This is a genomic window from Streptomyces liliiviolaceus (genome assembly GCF_018070025.1).
Classification (GTDB): domain Bacteria; phylum Actinomycetota; class Actinomycetes; order Streptomycetales; family Streptomycetaceae; genus Streptomyces; species Streptomyces liliiviolaceus.
Genome location: NZ_JAGPYQ010000001.1, coordinates 7,982,631 through 8,005,996, shown reverse-complemented (window position 1 = coordinate 8,005,996; position 23,366 = coordinate 7,982,631). Strand labels below are relative to the sequence as shown.

16 protein-coding genes and 1 pseudogene are annotated in these 23,366 nt (G+C 71.6%); 13 read left to right on the top strand and 4 right to left on the bottom strand.

From position 1 onward, the window contains the following. Positions 1–271: 271 nt before the first annotated feature. Positions 272–2,035 carry a DAK2 domain-containing protein gene (locus tag J8N05_RS33905; RefSeq protein WP_210889530.1) on the top strand — a complete coding sequence of 588 codons (1,764 nt, stop codon included), beginning with the start codon at positions 272–274 and terminating at the stop codon, positions 2,033–2,035. A gap of 232 nt (positions 2,036–2,267) precedes the next feature. Here the strand turns inward: J8N05_RS33905 and J8N05_RS33900 are convergent, their stop codons facing one another. Both J8N05_RS33900 and J8N05_RS33895 read right to left on the bottom strand, forming a co-directional pair. Then, the gene (locus J8N05_RS33900; RefSeq protein ID WP_210890560.1) at positions 2,268–5,342 is read right to left on the bottom strand and encodes a tetratricopeptide repeat protein; all 3,075 of its coding nucleotides are present in this window, start codon (positions 5,340–5,342) and stop codon (positions 2,268–2,270) included. An 8-nt stretch (positions 5,343–5,350) separates the two neighbouring features. Beyond that, positions 5,351–7,189, bottom strand: a complete 1,839-nt coding sequence (locus J8N05_RS33895) for an HSP90 family protein (protein ID WP_210889528.1) — start codon at positions 7,187–7,189, stop codon at positions 5,351–5,353. 163 nt (positions 7,190–7,352) lie between these two features. Here J8N05_RS33895 and recG point away from each other — a divergent pair, with 163 nt between their 5' ends. From recG to mutM, 8 genes and pseudogenes are all read left to right on the top strand, one after another. Beyond that, on the top strand, positions 7,353–9,563 hold the full coding sequence (gene recG, locus J8N05_RS33890; RefSeq protein ID WP_210889526.1) for an ATP-dependent DNA helicase RecG: 2,211 nt from the start codon (positions 7,353–7,355) through the stop codon (positions 9,561–9,563). Between the two features lie 223 nt (positions 9,564–9,786). Beyond that, positions 9,787–10,383, top strand: a pseudogene (gene rsmD, locus J8N05_RS33885) (16S rRNA (guanine(966)-N(2))-methyltransferase RsmD); the annotation flags it as partial. A 26-nt stretch (positions 10,384–10,409) separates the two neighbouring features. Next, positions 10,410–10,889, top strand: a complete 480-nt coding sequence (coaD, locus tag J8N05_RS33880; protein WP_189775483.1) for a pantetheine-phosphate adenylyltransferase — start codon at positions 10,410–10,412, stop codon at positions 10,887–10,889. A 93-nt stretch (positions 10,890–10,982) separates the two neighbouring features. Further along, on the top strand, positions 10,983–12,077 hold the full coding sequence (locus tag J8N05_RS33875) for an ATP synthase F0 subunit B (RefSeq protein WP_210889523.1): 1,095 nt from the start codon (positions 10,983–10,985) through the stop codon (positions 12,075–12,077). Positions 12,078–12,237: 160 nt separating this feature from the next. Further along, positions 12,238–12,891: a YceD family protein gene (locus J8N05_RS33870; RefSeq protein WP_210889521.1), complete on the top strand. Its 654-nt coding sequence runs from the start codon at positions 12,238–12,240 to the stop codon at positions 12,889–12,891. A 2-nt stretch (positions 12,892–12,893) separates the two neighbouring features. Then, positions 12,894–13,067, top strand: a complete 174-nt coding sequence (gene rpmF, locus J8N05_RS33865) for a 50S ribosomal protein L32 (RefSeq protein WP_033321093.1) — start codon at positions 12,894–12,896, stop codon at positions 13,065–13,067. A 7-nt stretch (positions 13,068–13,074) separates the two neighbouring features. Next, positions 13,075–13,950 (top strand): ribonuclease III, encoded by an 876-nt coding sequence (gene rnc / locus J8N05_RS33860; RefSeq protein WP_247706618.1) that lies wholly within the window; start codon positions 13,075–13,077, stop codon positions 13,948–13,950. A 195-nt stretch (positions 13,951–14,145) separates the two neighbouring features. Beyond that, positions 14,146–15,006 carry a bifunctional DNA-formamidopyrimidine glycosylase/DNA-(apurinic or apyrimidinic site) lyase gene (mutM, locus tag J8N05_RS33855; RefSeq protein WP_210889517.1) on the top strand — a complete coding sequence of 287 codons (861 nt, stop codon included), beginning with the start codon at positions 14,146–14,148 and terminating at the stop codon, positions 15,004–15,006. Here the strand turns inward: mutM and J8N05_RS33850 are convergent. Both J8N05_RS33850 and J8N05_RS33845 read right to left on the bottom strand, forming a co-directional pair. After that, positions 14,979–15,368: a winged helix-turn-helix transcriptional regulator gene (locus J8N05_RS33850; RefSeq protein WP_210889514.1), complete on the bottom strand. Its 390-nt coding sequence runs from the start codon at positions 15,366–15,368 to the stop codon at positions 14,979–14,981. The two genes, mutM and J8N05_RS33850, sit on opposite strands and share 28 nt — an antisense overlap. A gap of 79 nt (positions 15,369–15,447) precedes the next feature. After that, a complete protein-coding gene (locus tag J8N05_RS33845) occupies positions 15,448–16,611 on the bottom strand; it encodes a CAP domain-containing protein (RefSeq protein WP_210889512.1) in 1,164 nt (387 codons plus the stop codon). 131 nt (positions 16,612–16,742) lie between these two features. Here J8N05_RS33845 and J8N05_RS33840 point away from each other — a divergent pair, with 131 nt between their 5' ends. The 4 genes from J8N05_RS33840 to J8N05_RS33825 all read left to right on the top strand — a co-directional run bounded on the left by J8N05_RS33840 (position 16,743) and on the right by J8N05_RS33825 (position 23,292). Beyond that, entirely contained in the window at positions 16,743–17,024 is a 282-nt protein-coding gene (locus tag J8N05_RS33840; protein ID WP_107021912.1) for an acylphosphatase, read from the top strand. A 394-nt stretch (positions 17,025–17,418) separates the two neighbouring features. Then, on the top strand, positions 17,419–17,622 hold the full coding sequence (locus tag J8N05_RS33835) for a hypothetical protein (protein WP_107021972.1): 204 nt from the start codon (positions 17,419–17,421) through the stop codon (positions 17,620–17,622). A 236-nt stretch (positions 17,623–17,858) separates the two neighbouring features. Then, a complete protein-coding gene (gene smc / locus J8N05_RS33830; RefSeq protein WP_210889510.1) occupies positions 17,859–21,488 on the top strand; it encodes a chromosome segregation protein SMC in 3,630 nt (1,209 codons plus the stop codon). Between the two features lie 385 nt (positions 21,489–21,873). Beyond that, positions 21,874–23,292, top strand: coding sequence for a sugar porter family MFS transporter (locus J8N05_RS33825; protein WP_210884595.1), 1,419 nt, complete (start codon positions 21,874–21,876; stop codon positions 23,290–23,292). Positions 23,293–23,366: the final 74 nt, after the last annotated feature.

Here is a 23,366-nt window from a genome sequence, read left to right as displayed (position 1 = left end):
GTCACTCCAAAGACTTCAGATGCTCTTACGGTGGATCCCGGCATGCCGGGATCAGGATCGTAGGATCTGAGTGGCGCTGCCAGGGGAAGGCCCGATGAGATCGGGCAACCGGAGCAGCATACAACGACTGCGTCCGTACAACGAAACTACCATGTCCCGTGCGGGGTCCCTCCCGGCCCTCTTCCGGTCGGCACCCCACCTGGGTCTACGCTGCGTCGGACGTTCGGCCGCTCGGTCCGGCCGCTCAGACCGGCTGCTCAAGGAGGCGCAGGTGCCGCAGGTGCCGCAGACATTGGACGCATCCGCGGTACGTGCCTGGTGCGGACTCGCGCTGGAGGCCCTCGGCCGTGCGCGCGAGGAGATCGACGCGATCAATGTCTATCCCGTCGCCGACGGGGACACCGGCACCAACCTCTATCTGACCGTCGAGTCGGCCGCCGCCGCGGTCGAGGCGGTCTTCGCGGCGCACGCGGCGATGTCCGTGGTCGGCACCACACACGAGGGTCCGGTGACCGAGGGTCCGGCGTCCGAGGGGGCGATGCCAGGCGGGCCGCTGATCGAGCCGCCCACACTCGCCGACGCGGTACGGGCCATGGCGCACGGCGCCCTCATCGGGGCGCGCGGCAACTCGGGGACGATCCTCGCGCAGCTCCTGCGGGGCATGGCCCAGGTGCTCGCCGCGGACACGGCCACCGAGCGGACCGACGGCCCGGGCCTCGGGCTCGCCCTGCGGCACGCGGCCGACGCGGCCAGGCAGGCCGTCGCGCACCCGGTCGAGGGCACGGTCCTCACGGTCGCCACGGCCGCCGCCGACGCCGCCACGGGCGTCGAGGGGGACTGCGCGGCGGTCGCACGGGCCGCGTACGAGGGTGCGCGGGCGGCGCTCGCGGCGACCCCCGGGCAGCTGGCGGTCCTGGAACGGGCCGGAGTGGTCGACGCGGGCGGACGGGGACTGGTGGCCGTGCTGGAGGCGCTGGTGGAGACGTTCACCGGCGCGGCCCCCGCCATGGGCGCGGTCCCGGTGCTCGCGCCCCACGCGCGCGTGGAGGCCGAGGCGGCGGAGTGCGCCGACGGCGGTCCCGGTTCCGCACCCGTCCGGGACGAGAGCGGCCCGGCCTTCGAGGTGATCTACCTCCTGGAGGCGGACGACACGGCCGTGGCACGGCTGCGCGACCGGCTCGACACGCTCGGGGACTCGCTCGTCGTGGTCGGCGGGGACGGGCTGTGGAACGTGCACGTCCACGTCGACGACGCGGGCGCGGCCGTGGAGGCGGGGGTCGAGGCCGGCCGCCCGTACCGGATCCGGATCACGCACTTCGGTCCCGCCGACGCGCACACCACGGGCTCGACGGTCCGGCCGGTCCGGCAGAGGGCGCAGCGCGCGGTCGTGGCCGTCGTCCCCGGGGAGGGCCTCGCGCGGCTCTACGCCGAGGCCGGGGCCACCACCGTCCTCGCGCGCCCCGGGGAGCCGCCGGCCAGCGGAGAGCTCGTGGACGCGGTACGGCGGGCCCACGCCCTGGAGGTGGTCCTGCTGCCGAACGACGCCGAACTGCGCCACACGGCCGCCGCGGCGGCCGAGCAGGCCCGCGCCGAGGGCGTACGGGTCGCGCTGATCCCCACACGCTCGGCGGTGCAGGGGATCGCCGCGCTCGCCGTGCACGAGCCCGAGCGGCGCTTCGACGAGGACGTGGTCGCGATGACCTCGGCGGCGGGCGCGACCCGGTACGCCGAGGTGGAGGTCGCGGAACGCCAGTCCTGGACCATGGCCGGCATCTGCCAGGCCGGCGACGTCCTCGGCCTCATCGACGGCGACGTGGCCGTGATCGGCTCCGACGTCACGGCCACCGCCGAGTCGGTCCTCAACCGCATGCTCTCGGCGGGCGGCGAGATGGTCACCCTGGTCCTGGGCGACGAGGCCCCCACCACGATCGCGGACCACCTGGAAGCGAGGGTCCGCGAGTCCTACCTGGCCGTGGACACGGTGGTGTACCGGGGCGGCCACCAGGGGGCACTGCTACTGATCGGCGTGGAGTAGCCACCCCCTGAGCCTCGCAAGAGGCGCGGGGAAGGGCGCGACCGGCGCCCCTTCAGGGCGAAAGCTGGACGCAGCGATGAACCGGTGGGCCCCGTAAGGGGCGCGGGGAACGGCGCGAGCGGCCCCCACCGAGCCCGCACCCACCCCACAACCCCTCCGGGGCGAAGCCCCGTCCCAGGGGCGCGGGGAACTGCGCGACAAGCCACAGCGCACCCGCACCCGCACCCGACCGTCAGTCCCCTCCCGCAGCCCGCAACAACCGCTCCGCCTCGGCGACCCGAGCCACCCCGACCTCGTCGGCGGCGTGGGCGTGGGCGTGGGCGTAGGCGTCGAGGACCGCCCGGGCCCGCCCAACAGCCTCGCCCGGCCGCTCAAGGTCCGCCTCGATCCACCCCGCCGCAAGCAACGCCCCCGTCCAGTCATGGACAGCGTCCTCGCCGAGCGAGAGAAACCCCGACACGGCCAGCGTGAAATGCCCCAGCGCCTCCTCGAACACGGCACGGATCACGTCGTCCGCGGCGTCCTCGGGCACGGACCGGGCAACCAGGTCCCCGAACTGCCGATGCGTATGGGCGAGTTCGGCGACGAGCGACGCACGAGCAGCCTCACCGTCACCGTGACCGCCCTCGCCTCCGTCCCCGGCCAGGGACACAACCCCGGCCACACCCGCCTCGCACGCCCCGACCGCCAGCCCCATCAACTCCCGCGCACTTTCCGGCGCCCCGGCGTCCTCCGGGCCCCCGCCGTCCCGCCCGCGCACGGCGAGCCACGCGCGGGCCCGCAACGACCGGACCAGCCCGTGGACGTTCCCGAGGGTCGCCCACAGATCACCGGCGCGCTCGTAGGCAAGCTCCGCCTCGGAAAGCAGCCCCGCGTGCCCGAGCGCCTCCGCGGCGAGGTGCGCGAGCGTCGCGTGGTCCTGCTGCTCCGGCCACCGCCGGGCGATGTCGGCCGCCCGGAGCCAGTGCTCGGCCGCCTCGCGGTGCTCACCCAGCTCGGTGAGGCAGTCGCCCAGCCACCACCGGGTCTGCACGACCGCCTCGTCGCCGTGCGTGTCCGCGCTCAGTTCCGCCAGCGCCGACTCCAGGACCTCCGCGGCCTCCGCCCACCGCTCCTGGCGCAGCAGGAAGCCGCCCAGCTGATGCCGCGCCCAGGCGCCCAGCGTGGCACTCTCGCCGCCCTCGTCGGCCCAGTGCGACGCCTCCAGGGCGTGGTCCGCCGCGTCCCCGAACCGCCCCGTGGCGCCGAGTATCTCGGCCAGCTGGAGATGCAACTGGGCCTGCCCGACCGCCTCCACGAAGGGCGCCCCGTGCTCCAGCGCCGCCCTGGCCGCCCGCTCTGCCGCCTCGGCGTCGCCCAGCTGGCGCGCGAGCCCGGTCAGCCGGGCCTCGTACTCCACCGCGAACCACGGCACCCCGGCCGCGACGAACGCCTCCGACGCCTCCGTGAGCAGCCCGGCGGCCTTCTCCGCGTCTCCGGAGAGCGCCGCGAGCTCGCCGAGCATCGCCTGCGCCTCCGCGGCCCGTGAGGCGACCAGGAGATCGTCCCCGGCGCCCGGCCCGGCGAGGGCCAGCAACTCCCGGGCGGCGTTCCTGGCGGCGGCCGAAACCCTCGATCCGCCCCCTGAGCCACCGTTCGGGCCACCGTTCGGCCCGTTCGTCCCCGCCGTCTCATGCACCCGCCGCAGCAGGATCCGGGCCCGCCCGACCAGCACGGAAGCGGCCTGCGGGAGCCCGGTCGCACCCTCCGCGAAGAGCGCGAGCACCCGCTCGTACGGCTCCGAGACCGCGTCCAGTGCCTCCTCGCTCCGGCCGGACAGGGCCAGCGCGTACGCTCCACGCGCGCGTGCCGCCAGCGCCTCGCCCGGGTCGCCCGCGTCCTCGTACAACTCGGCGGCGCGGGCGAACAGTTCCACGCCCTCCGGGCCGAGGCCCATCGCCTCGTGGTCGGTCATCTCCGCACGGTCGCGCGCAGTCAGCGCCTGCTCCCCGACGGCCTCGACGCCCCCGACGGCCTCTACGGCTTCTACGGCTTCTACGGCCTCGGCGACCGCCGCCCAGGCCGCGACGGACTCCGGGTGCAGCGACGCGGAGAGCCGCCGGGCCTCGGCGAGCAGCGCGGGCAGCTCCGGCCCCGCATCGGTGACGGGAGCCGACGCCGGCCGCACGGGGGCGGTGGCGGCGCCGGTCCGCACCGTCGCCCGTACCCCCAGCGGCAGGCGCTCCACCAGCGGCTGCCGGTCCATGCGCCGGCGGATCCGCTCGCTCACCCGCGTCGTGCCGTTGCGCGCGTCGAAGCGCCCGGCCAGGGAAAGGGCCTCCACGCGCGCGTGGGCGGCGAGTTCGCCCGCCGTCCAGGTGCGCCCCGCCGGACCCGGCACGGCCTGGGCGCCGAGCCCGAGGGAGGTCAGCCGGTCCGCCAGCAGGGTGACCACGGCCAGGAAGTCCATGCGGCTGCGCGGCTCCCCGCTGTCCGTGAAGTACGAGGGCCGCTCCGCGAGCAGCTCCAGAGCGCGTGCCTCGTTGCCGCTCAGCGCGCAGAACTCGACGTGGTCCGCGTACGCGCCGCGCATGCTCTCCATGGGGCGCACCAGCCGGAAACCGCGCAAGTGGTGGGCGCGTGCCTCATCCGTACGGCCGAGGCGCAGCAGGGGCAGCAGCGAGGACGCGAGGACGGCGTGCGGTTCGTGGGCGCAGGTGTACTCGCCCTCCAGGACCGGCCGCCACAGCTCAAGGGCTTCGGCGTCCGCGCCCCGCTCCGCCCGCCAGCCGCCCTGGTCGTGCAGTTCGCAGGCGTGGCAGTCGGCCATGGCGTCCCGGTCCGCGGCGAGCCACGCCGTGTACGCGCGCTCGGCCCGCTCCAGGTCCCCGACCTCCCGGGCCACGGTGAACTCGGCCGCGCGCACGGCCCGTTCGGAGTGTCCGGCGAGCCGGTAGCGGTGTTCCATCTCGCCGAGCCACTTCTCGACGGAGGCGAGCGGTATGTGCGGCTGGCCGAGCATCCCCGAGGACACCCACTTGAAGACCCAGTGCAGGGAGTGGATCTCGTACGCGTCGAAGTCCTCGGGCCGTTCGTCCCACATGCGCAGCAGGCGCGCGAAGGGGACGAACATCCGGTCCTTCTCGGAGCTGTAGTTGTAGACCTTCAGCTGGTGGCCGAGCGCCTCGATCACGGCGAGCGGGATGTTCAGCTTCTCGGCCTCGGTGAGCAGCTGTTCCGCGCGCGCGTTGCGGGCGGGGCCCTCCGGCTGCTCGTAGTTGTCCTGCATCGCCCGGCGCAGCGCGTCGAAGTCCCTGTCCGTGTTCATGGGCTCGCTCATCGGTGGCCCTCCTCCGGGGGGTCGTTGTGGGTGGCCCACTCCAGGAGGCCCATGAACGCGCGGTTCAGCAGCGCCGAGTCCGCGGGCCGCAGCGGACGCTGCGCCATCAGCAGGGCCTGTCCGTAGAGCGATTCCGCGGCCGTGCCGATCAGCTCGCGGTCGTCGAGCGAACTGATCCGCCGGATCAGCGGGTTCAGATGGTTGAGCACCAGCCGCGCGCGCGGGGCGGTGCCGCGCAGCGAGCCGAGGATGCCCGCCCACAGGTCGTCGGCCTGCTCCTCGGCGTCCGCGCGTGCCTGCTCGTGGCGGGCCGCCCGGTCGTCGAGGTGCAGCGCCGGTACGGAGAGCGGATGGAAGGCCCGTAGGACGACATCGCATCCCAGGGGGTCGAGTTTCGCCCGCGCGGCCCCCAGGAAGGCCGACAGGGCCAGCTCCACCGCCGGGTCGACCGCGTCCAGATGCGCGGTCACCGTGTCGGCGTCCAGCTCCGCGACGACCGTCCCCGGGCGCACGGAGGGCAGGGCCTCGACCAGTTCGGTGTCGTACGTGTAGCCGCCGTTGACGACCCCCACGCCCTGCGCGGACGCGATCTGCGCGACCTGCCGGTACTCCTCCACGGTCCGCGTGAAGTGCACCACCGGATGCCGCTGCGCGAACTCCTCCAGGGACAGCCGTCCGTCGGTGGTCTCGAACGGCAGCCACGGCAGCATCGTGCGCAGCATCTCGCCGTCGTGCCGCGCCAGGGACTTCACCCCCAGGTGGTGCACGGACAGGAAGGCGGCGAGCCGCTCCGGATCCCCGGCCGCGAGCCCCGTCAGCCAGGTCCGGATCCGCTCGCCGAGCGCCTCCCGTACGCCCGCCAGGGTCTCGTCCTCGTACAGCGACTCCCGGGACGCGGTGGGCCGCAGGCTGTCCGTGTCCAGGACGCAGCGCACGAAGAACGCCCAGTCGGGCAGCAGCTGTTCGGCCCGCTCGGTGAGCAGCATGCCCTTCAGGTGGACGCGATGCCCGGCGCGCTGTGCGGGGCTGACCGCGGACGGCAGCACGTACGCCACTCCGCGGATCCCGGCCAGCGGCACGTTCAGCTCGATCGAGTCCAGCGGGGTGAAGCCGAACAGGTCGTGGCAGTGCCGGGCCAGGGCGACCCGCCGGGCGGCCGGACCGGGATACGAGCGGTCCCAGGGCGCCGGCAGATCCGTCACGGCCTCGTCGCCCACCCGGACGTCGTACGGCAGCAGCGAACCGAAGTCCCGGGCCAGCGCCAGCACCCGCTCCCCGGCCAGCCAGTCGGCGGCGCCCGGACGGGCCTCCAGGTACACGGTGGTGCCCGGTTCGGCACGGGCCCCGGGCGGCAGCGTACGGACCCGGTACGAGCCGTCGTCGCTCGCCGTCCACTCCACGGGCGGTGCGTCGGGCGTACGCGCGCTGCGGCTGACCACCCGGATGCGCTCGGCCACCACGAAGCAGGCGAGCAGGCCGATACCGAACTGGCCCAGGAAGTCGGAACGGGCCGATTCCAGGCCTTCCGCCCGCTTGGAACTGCGGCCGATGGTCGCCAGGAGGCTGTGCACGTCCTCCTCGGTGAGGCCGATCCCGGAATCCTCCACGCGCAGGGTGCCGTCCTCGGCGAACAGCCGCACCAGGGCGGGTGCGTCCGGCTGCTCGGCACGCCGGGCGGTGATCGCGTCCACGGCGTTCTGCAGCAGTTCGCGCAGATAGACCTTGGGACTGGAGTAGAGGTGGTGGGAGAGAAGGTCCACGAGGCCGCGCAGGTCGACCTGGAACGAATGAGGTGACTGGGATGCCTGGGACGGCTGTGAGGTCTGGGAGTCCATCGTCGCTGCGCCGGTGGGGGGACGTGCGACGGCGCGGGGTCGGGCGGTCCCGTGACGAGGCGACCGCGAACAGTGCCGGAGGGCGACATCCTAGGGCCGGAACGAGCCGTCTGACCAGGGGATTTCCGGTACGTATACGGCATTGTCAGTGGGGTGGTGTGCAATGGATCTCGTGCCCGCGCTCGAAGAACCACTGAAGAAGGTGCTCGGACCCGCCACCGCGAAGGTGATGGCCGAGCATCTCGGCCTGCACACCGTCGGCGACCTGCTGCACCACTATCCGCGCAGATACGAGGAGCGCGGGCAGCTCACGCACCTCGCCGACCTGCCCATGGACGAGCACGTGACGGTGGTCGCCCAGGTCGACGACGCCCGTCTGCTCACCTTCGCCTCGGCCAAGGCACCCCGTGGCAAGGGCCAGCGCCTCGAAGTGACCATCACGGACGGCAGCGGCCGGCTCAAGCTGGTCTTCTTCGGCAACGGCGTGCACAAGCCCCACAAGGAGCTCCTGCCCGGCACCCGCGCGCTGTTCTCCGGCAAGGTCTCCGTCTTCAACCGCCGCCTCCAGCTGGCCCATCCGGCCTACGAGCTGCTGCGCGGGGAGGACGCGGACGAGACGGTGGACACCTGGGCCGGAGCGCTGATCCCGCTCTACCCCGCCACCGCCAAACTGGAGTCCTGGAAGATCGCCAAGGCCGTGCAGACGGTCCTGCCGAGCGCCCAGGAGGCCGTCGACCCGCTGCCCGGGCCGCTCCAGGAGGGCCGGGGCCTGGTCTCCCTGCCCGAGGCGCTGCTGAAGATCCACCGCCCGCACACCAAGGCGGACATCGAGGACGCCCGCGCCCGCCTCAAGTGGGACGAGGCCTTCGTCCTCCAGGTGGCCCTGGCCCGCCGCCGCCACGCCGACTCCCAACTGCCCGCGGTGGCGAGGAAGCCCAAGCAGGACGGCCTGCTGACCGCCTTCGACGCGAAGCTCCCCTTCACCCTCACGGAAGGCCAGCAGAAGGTCTCCAAGGAGATCTTCGACGATCTGGCCACGGAACACCCGATGCACCGGCTGCTCCAGGGGGAGGTCGGTTCGGGGAAGACGATGGTGGCGCTGCGCGCCATGCTCGCCGTGGTCGACGCCGGCGGACAGGCCGCGATGCTCGCGCCCACCGAGGTGCTCGCCCAGCAGCACCACCGGTCGATCACCGAGATGATGGGGGAGCTGGCCGAGGGCGGGATGCTCGGCGGGGCCGAGGACTCCACGAAGGTCGTGCTGCTCACCGGTTCCATGGGCGCGGCCGGCCGCCGACAGGCGCTGCTCGACCTGGTCACCGGCGAGGCCGGACTCGTCATCGGCACGCACGCGCTGATCGAGGACAAGGTGCAGTTCCACGACCTGGGCCTGGTCGTGGTGGACGAACAGCACCGGTTCGGCGTGGAACAGCGCGACGCCCTGCGCGGCAAGGGCAAACAGCCCCCGCACCTGCTGGTGATGACCGCCACGCCCATCCCGCGCACGGTCGCCATGACCGTCTTCGGCGACCTGGACACCTCGGTCCTGGACCAGCTCCCCGCCGGGCGCTCGCCCATCGCCAGCCATGTCGTCCCGGCCGCCGACAAGCCCCACTTCCTCTCACGCGCGTGGGAGCGGGTGCGCGAGGAGGTGTCGAACGGCCATCAGGCGTACGTGGTCTGCCCCCGCATCGGCGACGAGGACGACGACCCGAAGAAGTCGAAGAAGAAGCCGTCGCCCGAGGACGAGGCCGAGAAGCGGCCGCCCCTCGCCGTCCTGGAGGTCGCCGACCAGCTCGCCAGGGGCCCGCTCCAGGGCCTCAAGGTCGAGGTGCTGCACGGCCGCATGCCCCCGGACGACAAGGACGCCGTGATGCGGCGCTTCGCCGCCGGTGAGACCCACGTCCTGGTCGCCACGACGGTCATCGAGGTCGGGGTGAACGTGCCGAACGCGACCGCGATGGTGATCATGGACGCCGACCGGTTCGGCGTCTCCCAGCTCCACCAGCTGCGCGGCCGGGTCGGCCGTGGCTCCGCGGCGGGCCTGTGCCTGCTCGTCACCGAGATGCCGGAGGCGAGCCCGGCCCGCCAGCGGCTGACCTCGGTGGCGTCCACCCTCGACGGCTTCGAGCTCTCCCGTATCGACCTCGAACAGCGGCGCGAGGGCGATGTCCTCGGCCAGGCCCAGTCCGGGGCCCGCACGTCGCTGCGGATGCTCGCGGTCATCGACGACGAGGACGTCATCGCCGAGGCCCGCGAGGAGGCGACGGCGGTGGTGGCCGCCGATCCGGACCTCGACGGTCTTCCCGGTCTGCGCACGGCGCTCCAGGCGCTGCTGGACGAGGAGAGAGAGCAGTACCTGGACAAAGGCTGAGAGCCGCCTTCCCCTGGGGGCTGCGCCCCCAGACCCCCTGTCGGCCTGAACGGCCTCGTCCTCAAACGCCGGACGGGCTGAAAGAAGAAAGGCGGGGGCGCAGCCCCGCCTTTCTTCAGGGGCGCGGGGAACTGCGCGAGCAACCGCGACGGACCCGCACCCGCCCACCGTGCGAAGGACCCCCCACCTGCCAGACTGACCCCGTGACCACCCCCTCCAGCAAGGACCCGCGATGACCCGCGTGATCGCCGGCACAGCAGGCGGACGCCGCCTCGCGGTCCCGCCCGGCACCGGCACGAGACCCACCTCCGACCGCGCCCGCGAGGGACTCTTCTCCACCTGGCAGTCCCTCCTCGGCGGCCCCCTGGACGGCGACCGCGTCCTCGACCTGTACGCCGGCTCGGGCGCCATCGGCCTGGAGGCGCTGAGCCGCGGCGCCGGACACACCCTGCTCGTGGAGGCCGACGCCCGCGCCACCCGCACGATCCGGGAGAACGTGAAGACGCTCGGCCTGCCCGGCGCCGAGGTGAGGTCCGGCAAAGCGGAGCAGATCATCCGTACCGCCGCCCCGGAGGCCCCGTACGACCTCGTGTTCCTCGATCCGCCGTACGCGGTCACGGACGACGATCTTCGCGAGATCCTGCTCACACTCCGTGCGGGGGGCTGGCTCGCGGGCGAAGCGCTCGTCACCGTTGAACGCAGTACAAGAGGCGGCGAATTCAGATGGCCGGACGGCTTTGACGCACTGCGCTCCCGTCGCTACGGCGAGGGAACGTTTTGGTACGGTCGCGCCGCCTCTACGTGCGAAGACGCACGATGACCGGACCGGAGAGCGAGGGATCTGAAGTGCGCCGCGCCGTCTGTCCCGGGTCGTTCGACCCGATTACCAACGGACATCTCGACATCATCGCCAGAGCCTCCAAGCTGTACGACGTCGTGCACGTCGCGGTGATGATCAACCAGTCCAAGAAGGGCCTCTTCGAGATCGAGGAGCGCATCGACCTGATCCGCCAGGTCACGGCGGAGTTCGGGAACGTCGAGGTGGAGTCCTTCCACGGCCTCCTCGTCGACTTCTGCAAGGAGCGTGACATCCCGGCCATCGTGAAGGGCCTGCGCGCGGTCAGCGACTTCGACTACGAACTGCAGATGGCGCAGATGAACAACGGCCTCTCCGGCGTCGAGACCCTCTTCGTGCCGACCAACCCCACCTACAGCTTCCTCTCCTCCTCGCTCGTCAAGGAGGTCGCGACCTGGGGCGGAGACGTCTCCCACCTGGTTCCGCCGCTGGTCCTCGGCGCCCTGACGGAACGTCTCAAGAAGGACTGAGCAACTACGGCATCCGGTGTCGGGCGGGGCTGGAGTGGTCGTACAGTCGAACCGTCCGTCTCCATCACAGCTGTAGAGAGTGGCGAGCACACGGTGGACGTGCAGAAGAAGCTCGATGAGATCGTCTCCGCGGTCGGCAGCGCCCGTTCGATGCCCATGTCGGCCTCGTGCGTGGTCAACCGCGCCGAACTGCTCTCCCTGCTCGAAGAGGTACGCCAGGCGCTGCCCGGCTCTCTCGCCCAGGCCCAGGAGTTGATCGGCGGCCGCGAGCAGATGGTCGAGCAGGCCCGGCTGGAGGCCGAGCGGATCGTCGAGTCCGCGCACGCCGAGCGCGGCTCGCTGATCTCCGACACCGAGGTCGCCCGCCGCTCGCAGAACGAGGCCGACCGGATCCTGGCCGAGGCCCGCAAGGAGGCCGAGGACGTCCGCGCCGAGGCCGACGAGTACGTCGACTCCAAGCTCGCCAACTTCGAGGTCGTGCTCACCAAGACCCTCGGTTCGGTCGGCCGCGGCCGCGAGAAACTGCTCGGCACCGGACCCGGCACGGACGAGCAGGGTTACGAGGACGAGGACGCCCCCGAGCGCAGCCTCGACCCGGAGACCCTGCGCCACAACGCCGACCAGTACGTCGACGTGAAGCTCGGCGCCTTCGAGGCCGTCCTCGCCAAGACCCTGGACGCGGTGGGCCGCGGCCGGCAGAAGCTGCACGGCCGGATCGCCAGCGACGACCTGGGCGACCTGGGCGCCTTCGGCGAGGACGGGCCGACCGGGCAGCACACCACCGACGCCGAGTACCTGAACGGCCTCGCGGAGATCCCCGAGCAGGCCGCCAGGCCCCGGGCCGCCGACCAGCCCCAGCCCCCGGCGGAGCCGCCCCACCAGCAGCAGTACGCACAGCAGGACGCGTACGCCTACCAGCAGCAGCCCGCCGACCCGTACGGCTACCAGCAACAGCAGTACGCGCAGCACGACGGGTACGGCTACCAGCAGAACGCCGACCCGTACGCCGCCTACCCGCAGCAGGGGTACGACCAGCAGACCGCGTACGACCAGAGCGGCCAGCAGCAGGCGTACGCCCAGGCTCCCCAGACGCCCCAGCCGCAGGAGAACGCGCTCGACGAGACCAGTCTCTTCGACACCACCATGATCAGCGCGGAGCAGCTGCGGGCGTACGAACAGGGGCGCTGACCACAGGCCCCGGCGGGGCCCCGGGAGGGGCGCGGGCACCGGATTGGGCCGAGAGCGAAAGGTCCAGTATCCTGGCTCTTCGGTCGTGTGCACGTCCGCGATCACCGCTGCCCGGGAACCACCGAGGGCAGTACCCCGAGTTTCGAGATCGAAAGCAGGAATGGCTCTGAACGCCCGCCTCGACCACCGCAACCCTCTCGTGTTCGATACACACGAGCTGGGCCGGCGTCCCGGTGCGCTCCAGCGCCTGACCCGCGAGATCGACGCTCCCAAGGACCTCGGTCTGCAGGGAGTCATCGGAGTGCCGGAAGGCGCCCCGGTGAAGCTCGACCTCCGTCTTGAGTCGGTCATGGAAGGGGTGCTTGTCACAGGCACCGCCCATGCACTGGCCAAGGGGGAGTGCGTAAGGTGTCTGGAGCCGGTCGAGCAGCAGCTCGACACGGATTTCCAGGAGATGTTCTCGTACCCTGACGCCGACGACCGGGGCCGTGTGAAAGCGGAGCCGGCCGACGACGCCGAGGACGACGAGGACACGCTCTTCGTCGAGGACGGCTTGTTCGACCTCGAACCCGTGCTGCGTGATGCGGTGGTGCTCGCACTGCCGATGCAGCCGGTGTGCCAGGACGACTGCCCGGGTCTGTGCTCCCAGTGCGGAGCCCGGCTCGCGGACGACCCGGACCACCATCATGACGCCGTCGACATCCGTTGGGCGGCACTGCAGGGACTCGCCGGTTCACTCGAAGATGGCGAGAAGGACGAGTTGGGCGGCGGCGCGCTTCCATCAGCGCCCGCCGACGAGAAGCAGGAGAAGTAGCCGTGGCTGTTCCGAAGCGGAAGATGTCGCGCAGCAACACGCGCCACCGCCGGTCGCAGTGGAAGGCTGCGGTCCCCAACCTGGTTGCGTGCGAGCGCTGCCACGAGCCCAAGCTGCAGCACATCGCGTGCCCTGCTTGTGGCACCTACAACAAGCGCCAGGTCCTCGAGGTCTGAGCGGCTGGTGAGAGGCACTGTGTCTAGCCCCAAGAAGGCGGACGACGCCAAGGCGGAAGTCAGCGCCAAGAAAAAGGCGGAGAACACAGCCTCGTCCCACACCCTTCTGGAAGGGCGGCTCGGGTACAAACTTGAGTCCGCCCTTCTGGTGCGTGCACTGACCCACCGTTCGTACGCGTACGAGAACGGCGGTCTGCCGACCAACGAGCGTCTGGAGTTCCTCGGGGACTCCGTACTCGGCCTCGTGGTCACGGACACGCTGTACACCACCCACCCCGACCTGCCCGAAGGCCAGCTGGCCAAGTTGCGGGCCGCGGTGGTCAACTCGCGTGCGCTTGCGGAGGTGGGCCGTGAGCTCGACCTCGGCTCCTTCATCCGGCTCGGCCGGGGCGAAGAGGGCACAGGTGGCCGGGACAAGGCTTCCATCCTCGCCGACACCCTCGAAGCGGTGATCGGCGCTGTCTATCTCGACCAGGGTCTGGACGCGGCGGGCGAACTCGTCCACCGTCTCTTCGATCCCCTGATCGAGAAATCCTCGAATCTGGGTGCGGGCCTGGACTGGAAGACCAGTCTCCAGGAACTCACGGCGACCGAGGGGCTCGGGGTTCCCGAGTACCTGGTCACCGAGACCGGCCCCGATCATGAGAAGACCTTCACTGCTGCTGCCCGCGTCGGAGGCGTCTCGTACGGCACCGGCACCGGCCGCAGCAAGAAGGAGGCGGAGCAGCAGGCCGCGGAGTCCGCCTGGCGGGCCATCCGCTCCGCCGCGGACGAACGTGCCGCGGCAGCCGCCACCGCCGAGCTGGACGCCCCGACGGCCGAGGTCACGGAGGAGACGCCCGACGCCTCCTCCCCACCCACGACCGACCCGGCGTCAGCCTGAACCCAACACCTTTGCCCGCCCCCGACGAACGGGGGCGGGCGAAGTCTTTTCTCTATCGCTTCTAGGGGCGCGATCCAGGGGCGCGGGGAACGGCGCAATCCTTTGCCTTTCGCTTTTAAGGGGCGCGGGGAACGGCGCGACAAGCCCCCACCGACCCGCACCCGACCATGAACCCGCCCCCCTCCGGAGGAGCCCGTGCCAGAACTGCCCGAGGTCGAGGTCGTACGGCGAGGCCTCGAACGCTGGGTGAGCGGCCGCATCGTCGCGGACACCCAGGTCCTGCACCCCCGAGCCGTCCGCCGCCACATCGCCGGCGGCGAGGACTTCGGCGCCCGCCTCAAAGGGCACCGCGTCGGACTCGTCCAGCGCCGGGGCAAATACCTCTGGCTGCCGCTCGCGGACTCCGCGACCGCCGTGCTCGCCCACCTCGGCATGAGCGGCCAGCTCCTCGTCCAGCCGCAGGACGCGGCCGACGAGAAGCACCTGCGCATCCGCGTCCGGTTCGAGGACGACCTCGGCACGGAACTCCGCTTCGTCGACCAGCGCACCTTCGGCGGGCTCTCCCTGCACGAGACCTCGCCCGACGGGCTCCCCGACGTCATCGCGCACATCGCGCGCGACCCCCTGGACCCGCTGTTCGACGACGACGCGTTCCACCAGGCACTGCGGCGCCGGCGCACGACCGTCAAACGCGCCCTGCTCGACCAGTCGTTGATCAGCGGTGTCGGCAACATCTACGCGGACGAGGCGCTGTGGCGCGCGCGGCTCCACTACGAGCGCCCCACCACCGGGTTCACGCGCCCGCGCACGGCCGAACTCCTGGGCCACGTACGGGATGTGATGAACGCGGCGCTCGCCGTCGGCGGCACCAGCTTCGACAGCCTCTACGTCAACGTGAACGGCGAGTCGGGCTACTTCGACCGCTCGCTCGACGCGTACGGACGTGAGGGCGAGCCGTGCCGGCGCTGCGGCACGGCGATGCGGCGCAGGCCGTGGATGAACCGGTCCAGCTACTTCTGCCCGCGCTGTCAGCGTCCGCCGCGCGCGGTGTCGTAGCGCTCGCGCGCCCCCAGCACCTCGTCCATGCGCCCCTCCACGAAGTGGATGAGGGCCAGCAGCCGTCCGGCGACCTCGCGGCCCAGCGGCGTCAGCTCGTAGTCCACCCGCGGCGGGTTCGTCGGCTGGGCGTCCCGGTGCACCAGCCCGTCGCGCTCCAGTGCGTGCAGGGTCTGGGAGAGCATCTTCTCGCTCACACCGTCGACGCGCCGGCGCAGTTCGTTGAAGCGGAGCGAGCCCTCGGAGAGCGCCCCCAGCGTGAGCGCGCCCCAGCGTCCCGTGACGTGCTCCAGGGTGCCCCTGGACGGGCATGCCTTGGAGAACACGTCGTACGCGAGGTCCGGCGTCTCGGTGAGGTCCACGTGGGGAGCGTACTCCGATGCAGCGCTAACCAGAAGCGGGCACTAACCAGAAGTTAGTGCCCGCGTCCGTACGTCCTGGCTAGTAGCCGAAGTCCTGCGTCCACCAGGGGCCGCCCGACGCGAAGTGCGCGCCGACGCCCAGGGTCTTGAAGTCGCAGTTCAGGATGTTCGCGCGGTGGCCGGGGCTGTTCATCCAGGCCTCCATCACCGCGGCGGCGTCGGCCTGGCCGCGGGCGATGTTCTCGCCGCCGAGGTTCGCTATGCCGAGCTTCTCCGCCCGGTCCCAGGGGGAGGCCCCGTCCGGGTCGGTGTGGTCGAAGAAGTCCCGCGCGGCCATGTCCTCGCTGAAGGACTCGGCCAGCGCGGCCAGCGAGCTGGACGCGGTCACCGGGCTGCAGCCCGCCTTGGCCCGCTCCTCGTTGACCAGGGAGAGGACCGTGGCCTCGGCCGTGGACGGGGTGGACGCGGCCTTCGACGGAGTCGTCGTCTCGGGGGCCTTCGTCGTCGGAGCCTTCGCGGCGGGCTCCTCCGTCTTCGACTCCTCGGTGGCCGGGGCCTTCGTCGACGGCTTCGCGGACGGCTTCTTCGCGGCCTTCTCCGGAGCCTTCGTCGGTGAGACCGAAGGAGAGGAGGGGGAGCGGTCCAGGTCGCGGCTCGTGCCCGGGTCCACGCGGTCGTCCGTGGAACCGTTCGTACCGCCCTGGGTCTCCACGTCGCTCGGGGTGTCCTGGGCGCGCACCTTGTCCGAGCCGCCGCCGATGGAGAGGGAGTCGGTGCCGGGTATCACGCCGGAGGCGACGGCGACGGCGCCCATGGCGACGGCGGCCGAGACTCCGAGCAGACCGGTGCGTACGGGCGTCGCGCCCTTCCTGCGGCGGCGCTGGCCCCCTCGCCGGGAGCCCCGGTCGGGGGTGTAGTCGCCCGACGCGTGGCCGGCGGGCTCGTCGTCGGTGAAGAGGTAGGCGTCGCTCTTCGAGTAGAGGTCGCCCGTCGTCTCGTGGATGCCGCCCGGCGAGTCGTACATGCCGGCGGTCGAGTACGGGCCGCCCGTCAGGTAGTCCCCGGCGGTGCGGTGGTCGCCCGCGGTGGCGTAGTCGCCCAGGCTCGGGTAGTCGCTCAGGCTCGCGTACTGGCGCGCGTCATCCGTCGCGTGGCCGCCCGTGTACCTCTCGTACGTATCAGTGACCCCGGTGGCGCGGCCTGTGGCGGCGCGGCCGGCGGCGGAGCGTCGGTGGCGTCCCATCTCGTGGCCTTCCTCATCCTTGCGGTCAACGTTCCTCACCCGAACGAGTGAGGCTCATTGGGTCGGGACGGTACCCCATGGCGCAAGGGGAGGAAGTGCTCCGAGAGCAATTGGCCGGTTAGCGTGCAGCCATGAGTGAGCATACGAGGCTGGTTGCGTGGGTACGCGGGCGCGTGCAAGGCGTGGGTTTCCGCTGGTACACGCGGGCCAGGGCCCTGGAGATCGGCGGCCTGAGTGGCTTTGCTCTCAATTTGGAGGACGGACGGGTCCAGGTGGTCGCGGAGGGCCCCCGTGAGGGGTGTCAAGGGTTGCTGGAGTGGCTCACGGGAGACGACACGCCGGGCAGGGTCGACGGAGTCACTGAGATCTGGGACACGCCCCGTGGCGGCTACGACGGCTTCGCCATCCGGTGAGATCCACTCCGCGGCGGCGGTCGCGCCCCCCTTCGACGTGAGCGCGGGGCGTGCGCCGGGTACCTGCTCCGGGGAGAAAGCCCCAGGTGGTTGCCAAGAAAGCACCACTCGTGGCAGGCTCCGCCGACAAGGATGATCTCCACGCCCCAAGGGCCCCGACGCAGAGGCCGCGCCGCCCGCTCCCGGGCCGCGCGCCGAGGGTTGCCCACCAATACGGGGCGTGATCGTGTTGACCGTCAAACTTTTTGGTGAGACGCTGAAAGTCCCCGCGCACCTTAGCTGTTTGGCATGTAAGAGCGGCAGCAAGAACACAAGATCGCCAAGCATCGCGGGTGCGATTCCCTCACGACCCACACCGCTTCGGTCGGTCACTCAGTGTGGAGGACCATCCATCATGGCAAAGGCGCTTCTCGGTTACGTCGGCGGCTCCGACCCGCGACTCATTGCCGAGATGCGACGGCTCCAGCAGCGCGTCCAGGACCTGGAATCCGAGCTCGGACGAATCCAGGCCGAGAACGACGCGCTCGCGGCTGCCGCTTCTCACGACTCGCTTCTCGAAAGCATCGACGTACCCCAGGCGGAGCCTGCGCTCACCTGATCGCTGAAGAGCACCCTCACCACCACCAGTGAACAGGCTGACTGTGTCAGCCGCTAACAGAGTTGCAAGGGACGCTTCGGCGTCCCTTCTTTCTTTCCCCCGGGTACTCCATCGCTGATCGCTCGCTGTTCACCCTCTTTAACGTCTGGTGTGCCCTGCACGTTCATGGGTGAAACCGAGCGTTCGTGGAGTGAGACCGACCAGTTCGACCGACCTGGAAGGTAAAGTCCGGCTGCGTGCACCTCAAGGCTCTGACCCTCCGCGGGTTCAAATCGTTCGCCTCGGCCACCACGCTGCGGTTCGAGCCGGGTATCACCTGCGTCGTGGGGCCCAACGGCTCCGGCAAGTCCAATGTGGTGGACGCCCTCAGCTGGGTCATGGGGGAGCAGGGCGCCAAGTCGCTGCGCGGCGGCAAGATGGAGGACGTCATCTTCGCCGGCACCACCGGGCGGCCCCCGCTGGGCCGCGCCGAGGTCTCGCTGACGATCGACAACTCCGACGGCGCGCTGCCCATCGAGTACGCCGAGGTCACCATCACGCGGATCATGTTCCGCAACGGCGGCAGCGAGTACCAGATCAACGGCGACACCTGCCGGTTGCTGGACATCCAGGAGCTGTTGTCCGACTCCGGCATCGGCCGCGAGATGCACGTCATCGTCGGACAGGGCCAGCTCGACTCCGTCCTGCACGCCGATCCGATGGGCCGCCGCGCCTTCATCGAGGAGGCCGCGGGCGTCCTCAAGCACCGCAAGCGCAAGGAGAAGGCGCTGCGGAAGCTGGACGCGATGCAGGCCAACCTCGCGCGCGTGCAGGACCTCACGGACGAGCTCCGGCGGCAGCTGAAGCCGCTCGGCCGGCAGGCCGCCGTCGCCCGCCGGGCCGCCGTCATCCAGGCCGACCTCCGCGACGCCCGGCTGAGGCTGCTCGCCGACGATCTCGTACGGCTGCGGGGGGCGCTCCAGGCCGAGGTCGCCGACGAGGCCGCGCTCAAGGAGCGCAAGGAGGCCGCCGAGGCCGAACTGCGCAAGGCCCTCCAGCGGGAGGCGACGCTGGAGGACGAGGTGCGGCGGCTCGCCCCGCGGCTGCAGCGGGCCCAGCAGACCTGGTACGAGCTGTCGCAGCTGGCCGAGCGGGTGCGCGGCACGGTCTCGCTGGCGGACGCCCGGGTGAAGAGCGCCACCGCCCAGCCGGCGGAGGAGCGGCGCGGACGCGACCCCGAGGACATGGAGCGCGAGGCCGCGCGGGTACGGGAGCAGGAGGCCGAGCTCGAAGCGGCCCTGGAGGCCGCCGAGCACGCCCTTGAGGACACGGTCGCCCACCGGGCCGACCTGGAGCGCGAACTGGCGTTGGAGGAGCGGCGGCTCAAGGACGTGGCCCGGGCCATCGCCGACCGCCGCGAGGGGCTGGCCCGGCTGAACGGCCAGGTCAACGCGGCCCGTTCGCGGGCCGCCTCCGCCCAGTCCGAGATCGACCGGCTGGCCGCCGCCCGCGACGAGGCGCAGGACCGCGCGGTCGCCGCCCAGGAGGAGTACGAGCAGCTCAAGGCGGAGGTCGACGGGCTCGACGCGGGCGACGAGGAACTCGGCGCACAGCACGAGGCGGCCAGGAAGGCCCTCGCCGACGCGGAGTCCGCGCTGACCGCGGCCCGCGAGTCGGCCACCTCCGCCGAACGCAGGCGCGCGGCCACCCAGGCCCGCCGCGACGCGCTCGCCCTCGGTCTGCGCCGCAAGGACGGCACCGGGGCGCTGCTCGCGGCACGGGACCGGCTGTCGGGCCTGCTCGGCCCCGCCGCCGAACTGCTCACGGTCGCCCCGGGCCACGAGGTCGCGCTGGCCGCGGCCTTCGGCGCGGCGGCGGACGCGATCGCGGTGACCACGCCCGCCTCGGCCGCGGAGGCCATCCGCCTGCTCCGCAAACAGGACGCGGGCCGGGCGGCGCTGCTGCTGGCCGGGGCGGCGGACACCCCGGAGCCGACGGGTGACCCGGAGTCGACGGGCATCCCGGAGTCGACGGTCACCCCGGGAGCTGCGGCCTTCGCGGCGGGAGATCCCCGGCCCGCGATGGATCCCCCGTACGCCGCCGATCTCGTCCGTGCGCCCGCCGAACTCATGCCTGCCGTACGCCGGCTGCTGCGCGGGATCGTCGTGGTGGGGACCCTGGAGGACGCCGAGGACCTGGTCTACGCGCGGCCCGAGCTGACCGCCGTGACCGCCGAGGGGGATCTGCTCGGGGCGCACTTCGCCCAGGGTGGTTCCGCCGGGGCGCCCAGTCTGCTCGAAGTGCAGGCGTCGGTCGACGAGGCGGCGGCCGAGCTGGAGGAGCTGGGCGTGCTGTGCGAGGAGTTGGGCGCGGCCCAGCGGCGCGCCACCGAACTGCGCAGGGAACGGACCGCTCTCGTCGAGGAGTTGGGCGAGCGGCGGAGAGCCGGGGAGCGGGAGAGGTCCCAGGTCGCGCAGCAGCTCGGGCGGCTGGCCGGGCAGGCGCGGGGCGCTGTGGGGGAGGCCGAGCGGAGCACCGCCGCGGCGGCGCGTGCGCAGGACGCGCTCGACCGGGCCGTGGAGGAGGCGGAGGAGCTGGCCGAACGGCTCGTCGTCGCCGAGGAGATGCCGGTCGAGGAGGAGCCCGACACCTCCGTACGGGACCGGCTTGCGGCCGACGGGGCCAACGCGCGGCAGACCGAGATGGAGGCCCGGCTCCAGGTGCGTACGCACGAGGAGCGGGTCAAGGGGCTCGCCGGGCGGGCCGACTCGCTCGACCGGGCCGCGCGCGCCGAACGTGAGGCGCGGGCCCGCGCGGAGCAGCGCCGGGCGCGGCTGCGGCACGAGGCCGCGGTCGCCGGGGCGGTCGCCTCCGGCGCACGGCAACTGCTCGCGCATGTCGAGGTCTCCCTCGGCCGGGCGGACGAGGAGCGTACGGCCGCGGAGGGCGCCAAGGCGCGCCGGGAGCAGGATCTCGTCGTCGCCCGCAACCAGGGCCGCGACCTCAAGGCCGAGCTGGACAAGCTCACGGACTCGGTGCACCGCGGTGAGGTGCTCGGGGCCGAGAAACGGCTGCGGATCGAGCAGCTGGAGGCGAAGGCGCTGGAGGAGCTGGGCGTCGAACCGGCGGGCCTGATCGCGGACTTCGGGCCCACCCAGCTCGTCCCGCCCTCCCTGCCCGCCGAGGGCGAGGAGCTGCCGGACGACCCGGAGCATCCGCGGAACCTGCCCCGCCCCTTCCACCGGTCCGAGCAGGAGAAGCGGCTCAAGGCGGCCGAGCGGGCCTACCAGCAGCTCGGGAAGGTCAATCCGCTCGCGCTGGAGGAGTTCGCCGCGCTGGAGGAGCGCCACAAGTTCCTCAGCGAGCAGCTGGAGGACCTCAAGAAGACACGTATCGATCTTCTCCAGGTGGTGAAGGAGGTCGACGAGCGGGTCGAGCAGGTCTTCACCGAGGCGTTCCGGGACACGGCGCGGGAGTTCGAAGGGGTCTTCAGCCGGCTGTTCCCGGGCGGCGACGGACGGCTGATCCTGACCGATCCCGACAACATGCTCACCACGGGCGTCGATGTCGAGGCACGGCCGCCCGGCAAGAAGGTCAAGCGGCTCTCGCTGCTGTCCGGCGGTGAGCGGTCGCTGACCGCCGTCGCGATGCTCGTGGCGATCTTCAAGGCCCGGCCCAGCCCGTTCTACGTGATGGACGAGGTCGAGGCGGCGCTCGACGACACCAACCTGCAGCGGCTGATCGGGATCATGCGGGAGCTGCAGGAGGCCTCCCAGCTGATCGTGATCACGCACCAGAAGCGGACGATGGAGGTCGCCGACGCGCTGTACGGCGTCTCCATGCAGGGCGACGGGGTGTCGAAGGTCATCAGCCAGCGACTGCGCTGACCCGCGCCCCGGCCGGCATCCGCCCCGATCTGCACCCGCGCTGGCCCTCGCCCGAACGGCGGTACCGGTCGTGCCGGGCGCCGGGGAACGGCCGTACACGACCGGCGGCGGTTGTGGCGTTCCCCACGCCGCTTACGGGGTATCCGAAGCTACGCAGCCCTTATCTCTTCAAGTCTTGAACGCCAGTCCGTCACGTGGGGTGGTTTCTCGTTGCTCTCTCCACACGAGACCCCCTGTTGACTTCGAAACTTGAAGGCATAGTCTCTGCTTCGTTGCTTTTACCTTCAGGTGGTGGGTGGCGTAAACGTGTGCGCCACTTGAGACACCGTCCGGAAGGGCTCGCCCCCACCCCCGGCAGTGAGGCCGGTGGCCCGAGGAGTTACACGTGACCAGCACAGCGCAGCCACCCCAGTCCGGAGCCCGACCGGCTCATCCCGAGCATCTCGGGCACGTCATCTTCATCGCGGCGGCGGCCGCGATGGGCGGCTTCCTCTTCGGCTACGACAGTGCCGTGATCAACGGCGCGGTCGAGGCCATCCGTGACCGGTACGAGGTCGGCTCCGCGGCCCTGGCCCAGGTCATCGCCATCGCCCTGATCGGCTGTGCGATCGGCGCCGCGACCGCGGGCCGGATCGCCGACCGCATCGGCCGGATCCGCTGCATGCAGATCTCGGCGGTGCTGTTCACCGTCAGCGCGGTGGGCTCCGCCCTGCCCTTCGCCCTGTGGGACCTGGCGTTCTGGCGGGTCATCGGCGGTTTCGCCATCGGTATGGCCTCGGTCATCGGCCCGGCCTACATCGCCGAGGTCTCCCCGGCCGCCTACCGCGGACGGCTCGGCTCGTTCCAGCAGGCCGCGATCGTCATCGGCATCGCCGTCTCGCAGCTCGTCAACTGGGGCATCCTCAACGCCGCCGACGGCGACCAGCGCGGCACCGTCATGGGCCTGGAGGCCTGGCAGGTCATGCTCGGCGTGATGGTGATCCCGGCCGTCCTGTACGGGCTGCTGTCCTTCGCGATCCCCGAGTCGCCGCGCTTCCTGATCTCCGCGGGGCGGCACGAGCGCGCCCGTGAGGTGCTGCGGGAGGTCGAGGGCGACCGCATCGACCTGGACGCCCGGGTCACCGAGATCGAGCAGGCGATGAAGAGCGAGCACAAGTCGACCTTCAAGGACCTCCTGGGCGGCACCTTCTTCTTCAAGCCGATCGTGTGGATCGGTATCGGCCTGTCGGTGTTCCAGCAGTTCGTCGGCATCAACGTGGCGTTCTACTACTCCTCCACGCTGTGGCAGTCGGTGGGCGTCGACCCGACGGACTCGTTCCTCTACTCGTTCACCACGTCGATCATCAACATCATCGGCACCGTCATCGCCATGATCTTCGTCGACCGGATCGGCCGCCGCCCCCTCGCCCTCATCGGCTCGGTGGGCATGGTCATCGGCCTCGGCCTGGAGGCCTGGGCGTTCTCCTACGACCTCGTCGACGGCAAGCTCCCCGCCACCCAGGGCTGGGTCGCGCTGATCGCCGCCCACGTCTTCGTCCTCTTCTTCGCCCTCTCCTGGGGTGTCGTGGTGTGGGTCTTCCTCGGCGAGATGTTCCCCAACAAGCTCCGCGCCGCGGCCCTCGGCGTCGCCGCCGCCGCGCAGTGGATCGCCAACTGGGCCATCACCGCGAGCTTCCCGTCACTGGCCGACTGGAACCTCTCCGCGACCTACGTGATCTACACGGTCTTCGCCGCGCTCTCCATCCCCTTCGTCCTCAAGTTCGTCAAGGAGACGAAGGGCAAGACGCTGGAGGAGATGGGCTAGCGCTCGTCCGCCGTCCCTGGCGCATGAACTCGGGGGGAGGGGCCAAGTCCCCGCTGTCCTTCTCCCCGTACTCG

What these genes read in the sequence shown, in the direction of transcription:
- J8N05_RS33900 (WP_210890560.1), bottom strand. Translation starts at nt 5,342, where the DNA reads ATGAACACGGACAGGGACTTCGACGCGCTGCGCCGGGCGATGCAGGAC.
- recG (WP_210889526.1), top strand. Translation starts at nt 7,353, where the DNA reads ATGGATCTCGTGCCCGCGCTCGAAGAACCACTGAAGAAGGTGCTCGGA.
- J8N05_RS33835 (WP_107021972.1), top strand. Translation starts at nt 17,419, where the DNA reads ATGGCAAAGGCGCTTCTCGGTTACGTCGGCGGCTCCGACCCGCGACTC.
- J8N05_RS33845 (WP_210889512.1), bottom strand. Translation starts at nt 16,611, where the DNA reads ATGGGACGCCACCGACGCTCCGCCGCCGGCCGCGCCGCCACAGGCCGC.
- J8N05_RS33840 (WP_107021912.1), top strand. Translation starts at nt 16,743, where the DNA reads ATGAGTGAGCATACGAGGCTGGTTGCGTGGGTACGCGGGCGCGTGCAA.
- J8N05_RS33895 (WP_210889528.1), bottom strand. Translation starts at nt 7,189, where the DNA reads ATGGACTCCCAGACCTCACAGCCGTCCCAGGCATCCCAGTCACCTCAT.
- J8N05_RS33870 (WP_210889521.1), top strand. Translation starts at nt 12,238, where the DNA reads ATGGCTCTGAACGCCCGCCTCGACCACCGCAACCCTCTCGTGTTCGAT.